This is a genomic window from Enterobacter sp. R-1.6.2 (assembly GCF_035064085.1).
In the GTDB taxonomy this organism is placed as follows: domain Bacteria; phylum Pseudomonadota; class Gammaproteobacteria; order Enterobacterales; family Enterobacteriaceae; genus Enterobacter; species Enterobacter asburiae_B.
Window position 1 is genome coordinate 119,611 of sequence record NZ_JASEYI010000005.1, and the last position, 13,909, is coordinate 133,519.

Sequence of the window (13,909 nt, forward strand, 5' to 3'; positions counted from 1 at the left end):
AATAAAATGAGCATCAGTCCCAGGACAATTAAACGGTGCCATTTAGCGGCAGCCATAATATGGTTCATTCTCGCCATTCCCTCCGTAATTTGGTGGAAGAACAGCGTGCTATGGGTCATTATCATCAGCATTTACGCCAATATTGTCGGCCATTTATCTGGCTACAGTGCCGCGCGTGCCGATCAGGCTGCTGAAAGTGAGACCAAATAAGCGAACCCCTAATGAGGATACAATGATGAATCACGTAGAACACTACCATGACTGGCTACGCGATGCCCATGCGATGGAAAAGCAAGCCGAATCTATGCTGGAATCCATGGCCAGCCGTATCGATAATTATCCTGATGTTCGCGCCAGAATTGAGCAGCATATTAATGAGACAAAACGGCAAATTACATTGCTGGAAGAAATCCTCGACCGTAATGATATTTCTCGTTCGGTTTTAAAAGATTCGATGAGCAAAATGGCGGCGCTCGGGCAGTCCATTGGCGGCATGTTCCCCTCTGATGAGATCGTGAAGGGTTCAATCAGCGGCTATGTTTTCGAACAGTTTGAAATAGCCTGCTATACCTCCCTGCTCGCGGCGGCGAAGAAAGCAGGCGACACGGCCTCGGTACCTGCCATCGAGACGATTCTGGCGGAAGAACGCGAAATGGCCGAGTGGCTGATTCGCCATATTCCGCAGACCACGGAACAGTTCCTGCTGCGTTCAGACGCATCGGGCGTCGAAGCAAAAAAATAATCAGGGAGAATCGCCATGTTCCGACACGTCAAACAGCTGCAATATACGGTTCGCGTTGCCGAACCGAACCCAGGCCTCGCCAACCTTTTACTGGAACAGTTCGGTGGGCCTCAGGGCGAACTGGCTGCCGCCTGCCGGTACTTTACGCAAGGATTGAGCGATGACGATCCGGGCCGTAAAGATATGCTGATGGATATCGCCACCGAGGAGCTAAGCCACCTCGAAACCATCGGTACCCTGGTCGGCATGCTGAATAAAGGCGCCAAAGGCGCGCTGGCGGAAGGGGTGGAAAACGAGGCCGAGCTGTATCGCTCCATGACCGAAAACGGCAATGACAGCCACATCACCTCCCTGCTCTACGGTGGCGGCACCCCGCTCACTAACTCGGCGGGCGTGCCCTGGACGGCGGCCTACGTCGATACCATCGGCGAGCCGACGGCGGACCTGCGCTCAAACGTGGCAGCAGAGGCCAGAGCGAAAATCATCTATGAACGGCTGATCAACGTGACCGACGATCCCGGCGTAAAGGATGCCCTGGCGTTTCTGATGACGCGCGAGGCGGCGCACCAGCTCTCCTTTGAGAAGGCGCTGCAGTCCATCCGTAATAATTTCCCACCGGGAAAATTGCCGCCAATCGAGGAATTCACCAACAAGTACTACAATATGTCTGAAGGTGGAGAGGTTCGCGGAAGCTGGAACAGCGATAAACATTTCGATTACGTTGAGTCCCCCCAGCCTGCGGTTGACGGCGGCGATGGCAGCGCAAGCGTCACGCTCACGACCGAACAGGCAACCCTGGTCAAGGCGATGTCTGCCCGCACGAAGTCCGATCCACATTCTGACCCGCTGACCGGTGCCGAGCTGGGTGCCGGTAAGACTAAACCGTAATCGGTTTTGCCGGGCAGCCATAAACTGTCCGGCAATTCTCGTGCCCCATCGTTTCAGAGGTACGGACCATGTTCGAACTCGACGCGTTCCATCTGGCCAGAATTCAGTTCGCTTTTACCGTCTCGTTTCATATCCTTTTTCCTGCGATCACCATCGGCCTCGCCAGCTATCTGGTGGTGCTGGAGGGCATGTGGCTGCGCACCAAAAACGACGTCTGGCGATCGTTGTACCATTTCTGGCTCAAGATATTTGCCGTTAACTTCGGGATGGGTGTCGTTTCCGGCCTGGTCATGGCGTACCAGTTTGGCACCAACTGGAGCGGGTTCTCACAGTTCGCGGGCAGTATTACCGGCCCCCTTCTGACCTATGAAGTCTTAACCGCCTTCTTCCTTGAGGCCGGTTTCCTTGGCGTCATGATGTTCGGCTGGAATAAGGTCGGCCCGGGCCTGCACTTCTTTTCTACCTGCATGGTGGCGCTCGGCACGCTGATGTCGACCTTCTGGATCCTCGCGTCCAACAGCTGGATGCATACGCCGCAGGGCTTCACTATCGAGAACGGACAGGTTATTCCGCAGGACTGGCTGGCGATCGTCTTTAATCCCTCTTTCCCTTATCGCCTTATTCATATGGCTATCGCCGCGTTTCTGAGCAGCGCGCTGTTTGTTGGCGCGTCGGGCGCATGGCACCTGCTGCGCGGTAACGATACCCCCGCCGTCCGCACCATGTTTTCCATGGCGATGTGGATGGCGCTGCTGGTCGCTCCCATCCAGGCGGTCGTGGGCGATATGCACGGCCTGAACACGCTAGAGCACCAGCCGGCTAAAATTGCCGCCATTGAGGGACACTGGGAAAATCCGCCGGGCGAGGCCACCCCGCTGCTGCTGTTTGGCCTGCCGGATATGGACGAGGAGCGCACCAAATACGGTCTGGAGATCCCCGCGCTCGGCAGCCTTATCCTGACGCACAGCCTGGATAAGCAGGTCCCGGCGCTGAAGGATTTCCCGAAAGAAGATCGGCCAAACTCGACCATCGTTTTCTGGTCGTTCCGCGTCATGGTCGGGATGGGGCTGCTGATGATTACCCTCGGGCTTATCAGCGTCTGGCTACGCTATCGTCATCGACTTTTCCACTCTCGCCCGTTCCACTGGTTTGCCCTCTGCATGGGGCCTGCCGGGCTGCTGGCGCTGCTCGCCGGCTGGGTCACCACCGAGGTGGGCCGTCAGCCGTGGGTGGTCTACGGCTATCTGCGCACCATCGACGCAGTATCGCTGCACAGCACCCTGCAGATGAGCATCAGCCTGCTGGCGTTCTTCGTCGTTTACTCGTCGGTGTTTGGGGTGGGCTATGTTTACCTCATCCGGCTGATTAAGAAAGGACCGCAGCCTGTCGATACGCTGACGTCAAACACCTCGGGCACTCCCGCCCGTCCGCTGTCTGCCGCTGAGTCTGTTCCTGAACAGGAGAGAAACTGATGGGCGTCGATATCTCAGTTATCTGGTTTGCCATCATCGTCTTTGCCACGCTGATGTACATCATCATGGATGGCTTTGATTTGGGCATCGGCCTGCTGTTTAACTTCGTGGGCGATGCGAAGGAGCGCGATGTGATGGTCAACAGCGTGGCGCCGGTCTGGGACGGCAACGAGACCTGGCTGGTGCTCGGCGGCGCGGGCCTTTTCGGCGCTTTTCCGCTGGCCTATGCGGTGATTATTGATGCGCTCACCATTCCTCTCACCGCGATGCTGATCGGCCTCATCTTCCGCGGCGTCGCCTTTGAGTTCCGCTTCAAAGCCACGCCGTCGCACCGCAAATTCTGGGATTACTCCTTTGCCGGCGGCTCTCTGCTCGCCACCTTCAGCCAGGGCGTGGTGGTGGGCGCCGTGATTAACGGCTTCGACGTTGAGGGGCGGCGTTTCGTCGGCTCGGCGCTTGACTGGCTCACCCCCTTTAACCTCTTCTGCGGTATCGGGCTGGTTGTGGCCTACACGCTGCTGGGCACTACCTGGCTCATCATGAAAAGTGAAGGCGCGCTGCAGGCCCGCATGCGCGAGCTGACCCGCCACGTGCTGCTGGCGCTGGTCGTGGTAATTGCGGTAGTGAGCATCTGGACGCCGCTCGGCTGGCAGTACGTAGCCGACCGCTGGTTTACCCTGCCCAACTTCTTCTGGTTCCTGCCGGTGCCTCTGCTGGTCGGGCTTTTCAGCGTGCTGATCTGGCGCCTGACCCGCAACCCGGCCAGCCACGCTCGCCCCTTCCTGCTGACGCTGGGGCTTATTTTCCTCGGGTTTAGCGGGCTCGGCATCAGCCTCTGGCCGAACATTATTCCGCCGCGCATCACCCTGTGGGAAGCCGCGGCCCCGCCTGCCAGCCAGCTGTTTATGCTGGTAGGCACGTTGCTGATTATTCCGGTGATCCTGGTGTACACCGCCTGGAGCTACTACGTCTTCCGGGGCAAAGTGTCGGATACTGAAGGCTATCACTGAGGAACGCTATGACCGACTGGCATACACGAGCCATTATTTATCAGATTGATACCGCGCTATTTTATGATTTGAACGGCGATGGCTGCGGGGACATCGCCGGGATCGCGGCCAAGCTGCGTTATATACGCCGCATGGGGGCGACGGTCATCTGGATCACCCCGTTTTACCTCACGCCCTTTCTCGATGAAGGCTACGACGTCAGCGACCACCTCCAGGTGGATCCCCGCTTCGGAAAGCTGGCCGATATCATCGCCTTTATCGAGCAGGCCCGCGAGCTGGGCATGCAGGTCATTATCGAGCTGCTGATCCAGCACACGTCGGACGCGCATCCCTGGTTCCAGCAGGCCCGCCGCAACCCGGCGTCACCCTATCGTGATTACTACCTCTGGTCGGATAACGACGAGGACGATACGCCCCCCATGTTTCCCGGCGTGGAAAAGAGCATCTGGAGCTGGGACGACGAGGCGGGACAATACTACCGGCACATGTTCTATCGCCACGAGCCGGATCTGAACCTCACCTCGCCCGCGGTGCTTAAAGAGATTGAGAACATCATCCTCTTCTGGCTCAAGCTGGGCGTGTCGGGATTTCGCCTCGATGCCGCGTCCCACCTCACCACCCAGGCGGGAAATGGTGATGAAAAAAAGGGTCTGTGGATCCTCGAACATATGCGGCGTCTTATCGAAGAGCGCAATCCGGACGCGATCCTGCTGGGCGAAGTTGACGTAGACGTTGAGGCCTATAAAGACTACTTCGGCAATAACGACCGTCTGAATCTGGTGCTCAATTTCTGGCTCAACAAGTATTTCTACGTCAGCCTGGCCCGCAAAAGCGCCCGCCCGCTGCGCAATGCGGTGAAGAAGATGATCGTCCCGCCTGACTCCTGCTGTTTTGCCAACTGGCTGCGCAATCACGACGAGCTGGATCTGGAAGGCATCAGTCAGAAAGACAAACAGTTTGTCCTCGATACCTTCGCCCCTGATGAGGAGATGAACGTCTATCAGCGCGGGATCCGCCGCCGCCTGGCCCCGATGCTCAACGGCGATCGGAAGCGGCTGGCGTTCTGCCACGCGGTGCTGTTTTCCCTGCCGGGTGTCCCGGTGATGCGCTACGGCGACGAGATAGGCATGGGTGATGACCTGGATCTGGAGGAGCGCTACGCCGTCCGCACCCCGATGCAGTGGGCGGGGTCACAGGGAGGTGGTTTCTCTGCAGCCGACCCGGGAAAATTTATCGCGCCGATTATCGACCATGGCCCTTACCGCTATCAGAAAGTCAACGTCTCCGATTCGCTGCTTCACCACAACTCGCTTCTGCACCGGATCATCGATATTGCCACTACCCGCTCGGAGTTCCCCGAAATAGCCGTTGCGCCCTTTCGCCTGATCGCAATCGATGATGACGCGGTGCTGGGGCTTTATTACGAGACCGACGAGCGCAGCATCCTGACCTTCGTTAACTTCAGCGACCAGCCGGTGCAGTTCACCGCCAAAGGGATCCGCAACGCCACCTGGACCGCCTGTCTCGAGGACAAGCGCTACGATGACGCGCTGATTTGCGGTAAAACCGTTCAGCTCAGCCTTGGCGGCTACGGCTATCGCTGGTTCTGGACGCACCGTAGCGCGCTGCGCTGACTACGGTTTCCGGCGAGTTATCAGACGCGTCAGCACTATTCCCGCCACCGCGAGGGCACCAAGGGCCACTTTCCCCGGCATGCCGGAGGTGACGGACGGCGCGCGGGTTTTCGCCTCGTCAGTAAAACGGCCATGGATTTTATGCAGATCGTTAACCGGCTGGTCGAGGTAGTCCCGGCGATCCGGCGCGTTGAGATCGTCGGTCATCTGGCCTTCCCACGCCTTTTTAACCATCAGCCGGTCAAGAAAACCGGGGAAGAAAAATTGCCCGACGATGGACTGGATGGTGCTGCTGCCTACCCACAGCTCGCGTACCGGCTTTTGCGCCACCCTGAAGATGGCGCTGGCGGCCACCTCAGGCTCAAAGACCGGCGGCACCGGGCGCATCGCCCAGGCGAACTTATTCCTCGCCCATTCGAACTGCGGGGTATTGAGCCCCGGCATCTGGACCATCGAAAGCTGAACCCGGCTGTTCTCATGCATCAGCTCGGTACGCACCGCATCGGTGAACCCACGGATCGCCGCTTTTGCCCCGCAGTAGGCTGACTGCAGCGGAATGGAACGGTAGGCCAGCGCGGAGCCCACCTGGATAATCACCCCCCTGTCGCGCGGAACCATAAGCTCGAGCGCGGCGCGGGTGCCGTTCACGTAGCCGAGGTAGGTCACCTCAGTCACGCGCCGAAACTCGTCCGGCGTGAGGGTACGAAACGGCGCCAGAATGGCCCCCATCGCGTTGTTCACCCAGACATCAATCGCGCCGAGGCGATACTCAATTTCGTTAGCGGCATCCACGACCGCCTGGCTGTCGGCGACGTCCGCCTGCACGCCGTGGGCATTAACGCCAAAGCGCCGCAGCTCCTCCTGGGTCGAGTGCAGGCTGGCTTCATCGCGGGCAATGAGCCCCACGTCGTAACCCGCCTTTGCAAAGTGCAGCGCCGTGGCTTTTCCCACGCCCGCCGTCCCGCCGGTAATCACTATGACAGCCATAGAACCTCCACGTGAGTTTATCCGTTATTCCCGTCCGACAAGGTTGTCACCAGTTCAGCCAGCGAGTAATGCACCGCTTTTTCGACCACGTCCTGACAGTCACCGGAGAAAAGCACGGTGCGGGTCTTCGTCTCGCCGCGTATGTTCCAAGCGAAGCAGACCGTCCCCGCCGCCGTGCCGTCGTCGCCCCCTTCCGGGCCCGCATAGCCGCTGATGGCGATGCTAATATCCGCCTTGGCGATGTCGCGGATACTGGCGGCCATTTCGGTTACCGTCTGCTCGCTCACGGCCGTAAACCGCTCAAGCGTCTCGGGACGCACGCCGAGGATCCGCGCTTTAGCTTCATCGCTGAACACGACCAGGCCGACATCATAAAATTCGGCGGTGTTTTCCTCTGCGCAAAGCGCCACCGAGAGTTTTCCGCCCGTGCAGGATTCCGCGGTGGTTAAGCGAAGCCCGAGATCGGTTAATTTGCTCGCCACCTTTTTCGTCAGTTCACCCACGGTATTATTGCTGTCGTGAAAAAGATTGCTCATCTTGCCGCCTCTTATTTCTCGAAAGGAATGATTGAAATATGCCCATTGCGCTCAAGTATGGCATATTTAATGTCGCTTATTTCCGTAATGCCATTATTTTGACGCGCTGACACCAGAATATCATCACAGGACACGTCAACTTTTTTCAGTTTATCGGCTAACGGCACGCCGTTCTCAACAAGAATAACAGGAGTGCCATCCAGAATATTCTCCACCGGCGAGAAATATTTCTTCATCAACCCGAATATAATATCGACCACCACCAGCGTGGTAATGGTAATCATCGCACCGGTAACGGAAAAATCCTGTCCGAGAAGCGCCTGCTGCGTGGCTTCACTAATTATAAGGAGCAGAATGAGATCGAAGCTGGTCATCTGCAGCAGCGCGCGACGCCCGGCCACTTTAAATACCACCACGAGGAACAGATAAATAGCCAGCGCGCGAAAGACCATATCCATATCAGCCTCCTAGGGGTAAATAAATTGCCAGATGTTAATTTCCGGCTCGCTGTTGACGCGGATGACGGTGTTCCATTTACCGGCTCTGGAAGGTGTCGTGAAGAGTAACACGGAGAAGCTGTCTGTTTTTTTCAGGTTGTTATAGACAAAAAAGAGGGTCTTCCCGCGGCTGAACATAGCGTCCGGCTGCGGCCAGACGCTGCCGGGCTCATACGCATCGCTGCTCTCGCTGGTCATGCTGAGGACATACTTCCCCTCCGTTTGCACCGGAAACGCGAGCGCCATCCGGGTCTCTGTCTCCCGTCGTCCAAAGCGTTCATAGTCTATGGTCAATGATTTAGAGGAATTCGTTTTAACCGTGTCGCTGACCATTCCGCTGGAAAACAGACCGGCAATCGCCGCGACGATAATACCCAGCAGAACAATAAAACCCACCTGACGAAACGCGTATTCAAACGTCAGCAAACGGTAACTCTCATCTATCCCGGGTAACTTTTCATTTTCACGCTTCATGGTCATCGTCACCGTTTCGCTTATTATCCAATAATTTTGATTTCTAACGCGAATGTTTTTAGGACTTATCACATTTGCCACATAAAGGAATAGCAACAATACTTAATAAGTCAAGACACGCAAAATGAAGGATATCGGATGAAATTATCACTTATTTCCGCTTTATTGATATTTCTGGTTCCGGCCGCATGGGCAGATAATAACGGGGGTTTACAAAAAGGCGAAGCGCCACCGCCTCCCCACGCGCTTGATAGCGGATATCGCGGAACCGACGACGCGCGTATTATGACCATCAGGCAGGCAAAGGAATTGCACGATGGTGCGACAATTTCCTTACGCGGTAATCTTATTGACGGTAGCGGCGATAAGTTTGTATTTCAGGATAAAACCGGAAAAATCGACGTTATTATTCCCCAGGCAGTCTTCGACGGCAGAACGGTAAAACCCGACCAGATGATTAGTATCAACGGTTCGCTTGATAAAAAATCCTCTCCTGCCGTCGTCCGTGTTGATCGTTTGCAGAAATAATTCAGCGAAGCGTTAACGCTGCAGTTATCCATCAAATCTCACCCCTTGGCTTAAGGAGTCAGCTATGAGTGATACTAAACAACGTACGAACGCTTACCCGCAGCCCCCGTTCCCGGAACAGCCGCAGACGCCGCCGGGACTGGCATCCGAAATGCAGCCCGTACCCGACCACGGGGAACAAAGCTATAAAGGACATGGCCGCCTTGCCGGCAAAAAAGCGCTAATTACCGGCGGAGACTCCGGCATTGGTCGCGCGGTCGCTATCGCCTATGCGCGTGAAGGTGCTGACGTTGCCATTAACTACCTGCCCGAAGAGGAAAAAGACGCCGCTGAGGTCATCGAGCTGATCGAAGCGGAAGGCCGCAAGGCCATCGCGCTGCCGGGAGACGTCCGGGACGAAACGTTCTGTCAGAATCTGGTCGAAGAAGCCGTGTCGCGACTGGGCGGGCTGGACATTCTGGTCAACAACGCCGGCCGTCAGCAGTTCCGTGAATCGCTTGAGGAACTGACCACGGATGATTTTGACGCAACGTTTAAAACTAACGTTTACGCTCCGTTCTGGATCACCAAGGCGGCGTTGCGCCACCTGAAAGCGTCGTCCGTTATCATTAATACCTCCTCCGTTCAGGCGGTGAAACCCAGCCCCGTGCTGCTGGACTATGCCCAGACGAAAGCCTGTCTGGCGGTATTCACCAAATCCTTAGCCAAACAGCTGGGTCCGAAAGGCATTCGCGTCAACGCGGTTGCTCCTGGCCCTTACTGGACGGTACTGCAGTCCAGCGGCGGGCAGCCGATGGAAAAAGTGAAGGAGTTCGGTGGCGACACTCCGCTGGGACGTCCGGGCCAGCCCGTCGAGATTGCCCCGCTGTACGTCACGCTGGCCTCGGATGAATGTTCATTTACGTCCGGCCAGGTGTGGTGCTCCGATGGCGGTGACGGCGTGATCTAAACCGGTAAACGATACCCCTCCGCAATGAGCAATAAATGAACAAGGATGTTCGCTTTTATTCCCCCGCCAAAAAACATGTTGTAACTCAAACAGATCAAATGTTAAAAATATTTTGCTATCAGGTTATCAAAATTAAACAACTTAACTTGTCACCCGCATCGCTCTGTTTTTAACATCGCCTATGGAAAAAAATGGTCTGTTCAGTCAGCGCATACGCTTGCGCCATTTGCATACATTTGTGGCCGTCGCTCAACAGGGAACGCTGGGGCGTGCGGCTGAAACTCTCAACCTGAGCCAGCCTGCGCTCTCAAAAACCCTCAACGAGCTGGAACAGCTGACCGGTGCCCGTCTTTTTGACCGCGGCCGGCTGGGGGCGCAGCTTACCATCGTGGGCGAACAGTTCCTCACGCACGCCGTTAAAGTGCTGGATGCGCTCAATACCGCTGGCCAGTCCCTGCACCGAAAAGAAGAGCAATCCAGTGAGGTGGTGCGCGTGGGCGCTCTGCCTACCGCGGCGCTGGGCATTCTTCCGCCCGTTATCGGCCAGTTCCACAAGCAGCAGCGGCATACCACGATTCAGGTCGCCACCATGAATAACACCATGCTGCTCGCGGGGCTGAAATCCGGCGAACTGGATCTCGGAATCGGCCGCATGTCCGACCCTGAGCTGATGGGCGGCCTCAACTATGAACTGCTGTTCCTGGAGTCTCTGAAGCTGGTGGTTCGTCCCGATCACCCCCTGCTGCAGGACACGGTAACGTTAAGCCGCGTGATGGAGTGGCCGGTAGTGGTCTGCCCAAAAGGGACCGTTCCCCGCCAGACCGCCGAAACCTTGCTGCAAATGCAGGGGTGTACGCTGCCCTCAGGGTGTATCGAAACGCTGTCGGCTTCGCTTTCGCGGCAGCTTACGCTGGATTATGACTACGTCTGGTTCGTCCCCTCCGGTGCGGTGAAAGATGATTTACGTCAGGGAACGCTGATCGCCCTGCCGATTATCTCCCCCGGCCCCGGTGAACCTATCGGCATTTTGACCCGCGTAGACGCGCCGCTTTCAACGGGCGCGCAGACGCTGCTGAGCGCTATTCGTAAATCAATGCCGGTCTGACAACTTTCGCCCTCCTCATCCTAACCCTCTCCCCAACGGGGCGAGGGTTCACCAGCCATTTTTCCACCCGAAGCGATAAATATTGGCTCAGGAAAATGAAGAAATTACAGCGACGCTCTGGTCCGGCTGTAAATCGCCGAAGCGTTTCCGCAAGGCCGGGGCGAGGCGCAGGGATGCGCCGAGAGGGCGTGGCCTGCAGGGATGCAGGCTCATGCCCGACCCGATAGCCTGAAGGAATAAGCTGAGGGCACCGCGAAGCGGCGATTTACCGCCGGGAGCCCGGGTTGCCAGGGCGGTGGCGATTGAGCCGCCCTGGCACGTTCACAGGCCATGTCGTTACAGAGTAGCAAGAAACATAAAGTGAACGGAATGACCACCACAGCCGTATGTTCCCCCTCACCCCAGCCCTCTCCCTCAAGGGAGAGGGGGCCGTCTGCGCCCTAATCAATTAATGCGAAATCATTCATTAACAATTGCGTAAAACAATTTAACAGTTTTATCATAGTGACGAATTCACCAAATGGTTCGTAAATAATTTTACAACCCCGAATTCACCCGTATTAATCATTCTTTCCTCCGCATTTATTACCCAACTGGTACACACCCAGCACGACGGGGGGATCTTAAGGAGACAGAAATGGCATTTGGCAGCGCGCCACGTGGGATACCGCGTATCCTGCAGTGGCTCCTTGCCGGACTGATGTTGCTCATCGGTCTGGCAGTCGGCGGGCTGGGCTTTAAGCTCGTCACCGTAGGCGGAAGTGGATACTTCCTGATAATGGGCGTGGTGATGGTGATTGCCGCGATCCTGATTTTCCTCAATCGCAGCAGCGGGATCGTACTTTACGCCATCGCCTTTATTGCCTCGCTGTTCTGGGCGGTAGGCGATGCGGGCTGGGATTTCTGGCCGCTCTTCTCTCGCCTGTTTACCTTTGCCGTACTGGCCTTCCTCTGCGCCATCGTCTGGCCTTTCCTGCGCGCGGCAAACCACCGCGCCGCGAACAAGGCTCCCGCTTTTGGCGTCGCGGCCGTGCTCGCGGTGGCGATGCTGGTCAGCCTGGGCTGGATGTTTAAGCCGCAGACCCTCGTGGCAGCGAACGAGCCCGTTCCGGTGAAACCCGTCGCCCCCGGCGAGCAGCAAAAGAACTGGGCGCACTGGGGTAATACCACCCACGGCGACCGTTTCGCCGCGCTGGACCAGATTAACAAGCAAAACGTCCGCGATCTGAAAGTCGCATGGGTTGCGCACACCGGCGATATTCCGCAGAGCAACGGCTCCGGCGCGGAAGATCAGAACACGCCATTGCAGATTGGCGACACGCTGTACGTCTGTACCCCGTACAGTAAAGTGCTGGCGCTGGACGTGGATTCCGGCAAAGAAAAATGGCGCTACGATTCCAAAGCCACGGCGCCTAACTGGCAGCGCTGCCGCGGTCTGGGCTATTTTGAAGACCACTCCAGCGTGACAACGTCACAGGCAGAGACACCGCCTGCGGCATGCCCTCGCCGCCTGTTCCTGCCGACCACCGACGCCCGCCTGATTGCCATCAACGCGGATGACGGCAAGGTCTGTGAAGACTTCGGCGACCATGGCACCGTGGATCTGAGCGTCGGCATGGGCGAGATCAAGCCCGGATATTATCAGCAGACCTCCACGCCGCTGGTCGCAGGCAATGTGGTTGTCGTCGGCGGTCGCGTCGCGGATAACTACTCCACCGGCGAACCGCCGGGCGTGGTGCGCGCCTACGACGTGCACACCGGTAAGCTGGCGTGGGCGTGGGATCCGGGTAATCCGAACCTGACCGGCCTGCCGCCGGAAGGCCAGACCTACACCCGCGGCACGCCGAACGTCTGGTCAGCAATGTCCTACGACGCTAAGCTGAACCTGATCTACCTGCCAACCGGCAACGCCACCCCGGACTTCTGGGCGGGCGAACGTACCGCGCTGGACGATAAGTACAGTTCCTCCATCGTCGCCGTCGACGCGACCACCGGTCAGGTGCGCTGGCATTTCCAGACGACCCATCACGACCTGTGGGACTTTGACCTGCCTTCCCAGCCGCTGCTGTACGACCTGCCCGACGGTAAGGGCGGTACCACGCCCGTGCTGGTGCAGACCAGCAAGCAGGGCATGATCTTCATGCTTAACCGCGAAACCGGCAAGCCGGTGGCGAAGGTAGAAGAACGTCCTGTCCCGGCGGGTAACGTTGAAGGTGAACGCTACTCTCCGACCCAGCCGTATTCCGTTGGCATGCCGATGATTGGCAACCAGACGCTGACCGAATCCGACATGTGGGGGGCGACGCCAGTCGACCTGCTGCTGTGCCGCATTCAGTTTAAAGAGATGCGTCATCAGGGCGTCTTCACCCCGCCGGGTCTCGACCGTTCCCTGCAGTTCCCTGGCTCACTCGGCGGGATGAACTGGGGCAGCGTCTCCGTTGACCCGAACAACAGCCTGATGTTCGTCAACGATATGCGCCTGGGCCTGGCAAACTACATGGTGCCGCGCGCTAACGTGGCGAAAAACGCCAGCGGCATCGAGATGGGTATCGTACCGATGGACGGCACGCCGTTCGGCGCGATGCGCGAACGCTTCCTGTCACCGCTGGGCATTCCGTGTCAGAAGCCGCCGTTTGGCACCATGTCGGCCGTTGACCTGAAAACCGGCAAGCTGGTGTGGCAGGTGCCTGTCGGCACGGTGGAAGATACCGGGCCGCTGGGCATTCGCATGCACATGCCAATCCCAATCGGCATGCCGACGCTGGGCGCATCGCTCTCTACCCAGTCCGGCCTGCTGTTCTTCGCCGGCACGCAGGATTTCTACCTGCGCGCGTTTGATACCGCCACCGGGAAAGAGATCTGGAAAGACCGTCTGCCTGTCGGCAGCCAGTCCGGCCCGATGACCTACGTGTCGCCGAAAACCGGTAAGCAGTACATCATCATCAACGCCGGGGGCGCTCGCCAGTCGCCGGATCGCGGGGATTACGTTATCGCGTACGCGTTACCCGATAAGCAATAAGATGTGAAAAAGGGACCGAAAGGTCCCTTTTTTGTAGGTCAGATTTTGTAGGTCGGGTAAGCGAAGCG

14 protein-coding genes are annotated in these 13,909 nt (G+C 57.6%); 10 read left to right on the plus strand and 4 right to left on the minus strand.

The genetic code is table 11. The features are described from left to right. Positions 1-6 precede the first annotated feature (6 nt). The 6 genes from QMN93_RS07800 to QMN93_RS07825 all read left to right on the plus strand — a co-directional run bounded on the left by QMN93_RS07800 (position 7) and on the right by QMN93_RS07825 (position 5,746). Positions 7-210: a hypothetical protein gene (locus tag QMN93_RS07800; RefSeq protein WP_008502273.1), complete on the plus strand. Its 204-nt coding sequence runs from the start codon at positions 7-9 to the stop codon at positions 208-210. Between the two features lie 25 nt (positions 211-235). After that, entirely contained in the window at positions 236-742 is a 507-nt protein-coding gene (locus QMN93_RS07805) for a ferritin-like domain-containing protein (RefSeq protein WP_193139977.1), read from the plus strand. A gap of 15 nt (positions 743-757) precedes the next feature. Further along, positions 758-1,630 carry a manganese catalase family protein gene (locus QMN93_RS07810; protein WP_193139250.1) on the plus strand — a complete coding sequence of 291 codons (873 nt, stop codon included), beginning with the start codon at positions 758-760 and terminating at the stop codon, positions 1,628-1,630. Positions 1,631-1,698: 68 nt separating this feature from the next. Next, positions 1,699-3,102: a cytochrome ubiquinol oxidase subunit I gene (locus QMN93_RS07815; RefSeq protein WP_182072361.1), complete on the plus strand. Its 1,404-nt coding sequence runs from the start codon at positions 1,699-1,701 to the stop codon at positions 3,100-3,102. After that, positions 3,102-4,112, plus strand: a complete 1,011-nt coding sequence (cydB, locus tag QMN93_RS07820; RefSeq protein ID WP_193139248.1) for a cytochrome d ubiquinol oxidase subunit II — start codon at positions 3,102-3,104, stop codon at positions 4,110-4,112. The genes QMN93_RS07815 and cydB overlap by 1 nt, the downstream gene beginning before the upstream one ends. Before the next feature lie 8 nt (positions 4,113-4,120). After that, positions 4,121-5,746, plus strand: a complete 1,626-nt coding sequence (locus tag QMN93_RS07825) for an alpha-amylase family protein (protein WP_193139246.1) — start codon at positions 4,121-4,123, stop codon at positions 5,744-5,746. Here the strand turns inward: QMN93_RS07825 and QMN93_RS07830 are convergent, their stop codons facing one another. From QMN93_RS07830 to QMN93_RS07845, 4 genes are read right to left on the minus strand one after another with little or no spacing between them, the layout of a single operon-like run. Further along, on the minus strand, positions 5,747-6,733 hold the full coding sequence (locus tag QMN93_RS07830) for an SDR family oxidoreductase (protein WP_193139244.1): 987 nt from the start codon (positions 6,731-6,733) through the stop codon (positions 5,747-5,749). A gap of 17 nt (positions 6,734-6,750) precedes the next feature. Continuing rightward, complete coding sequence (locus QMN93_RS07835) at positions 6,751-7,269, minus strand: 2-oxo-tetronate isomerase (protein ID WP_039262527.1); 519 nt, start codon at positions 7,267-7,269, stop codon at positions 6,751-6,753. An 11-nt stretch (positions 7,270-7,280) separates the two neighbouring features. Beyond that, the gene (locus QMN93_RS07840) at positions 7,281-7,727 is read right to left on the minus strand and encodes a DUF421 domain-containing protein (RefSeq protein ID WP_023311671.1); all 447 of its coding nucleotides are present in this window, start codon (positions 7,725-7,727) and stop codon (positions 7,281-7,283) included. A 9-nt stretch (positions 7,728-7,736) separates the two neighbouring features. Then, on the minus strand, positions 7,737-8,240 hold the full coding sequence (locus QMN93_RS07845) for a hypothetical protein (RefSeq protein WP_096149900.1): 504 nt from the start codon (positions 8,238-8,240) through the stop codon (positions 7,737-7,739). A 138-nt stretch (positions 8,241-8,378) separates the two neighbouring features. On the opposite strand from QMN93_RS07845, the gene QMN93_RS07850 reads away from it, so the two are divergent. From QMN93_RS07850 to QMN93_RS07865, 4 genes are all read left to right on the plus strand, one after another. Further along, positions 8,379-8,768, plus strand: coding sequence for a YdeI family stress tolerance OB fold protein (locus QMN93_RS07850; RefSeq protein ID WP_039262530.1), 390 nt, complete (start codon positions 8,379-8,381; stop codon positions 8,766-8,768). Positions 8,769-8,832: 64 nt separating this feature from the next. Beyond that, positions 8,833-9,717: an SDR family oxidoreductase gene (locus QMN93_RS07855; protein WP_193139242.1), complete on the plus strand. Its 885-nt coding sequence runs from the start codon at positions 8,833-8,835 to the stop codon at positions 9,715-9,717. A 181-nt stretch (positions 9,718-9,898) separates the two neighbouring features. Next, positions 9,899-10,822: a LysR substrate-binding domain-containing protein gene (locus QMN93_RS07860; RefSeq protein WP_193139240.1), complete on the plus strand. Its 924-nt coding sequence runs from the start codon at positions 9,899-9,901 to the stop codon at positions 10,820-10,822. Between the two features lie 637 nt (positions 10,823-11,459). Next, entirely contained in the window at positions 11,460-13,841 is a 2,382-nt protein-coding gene (locus QMN93_RS07865; protein ID WP_069302803.1) for a glucose/quinate/shikimate family membrane-bound PQQ-dependent dehydrogenase, read from the plus strand. Positions 13,842-13,909: the final 68 nt, after the last annotated feature.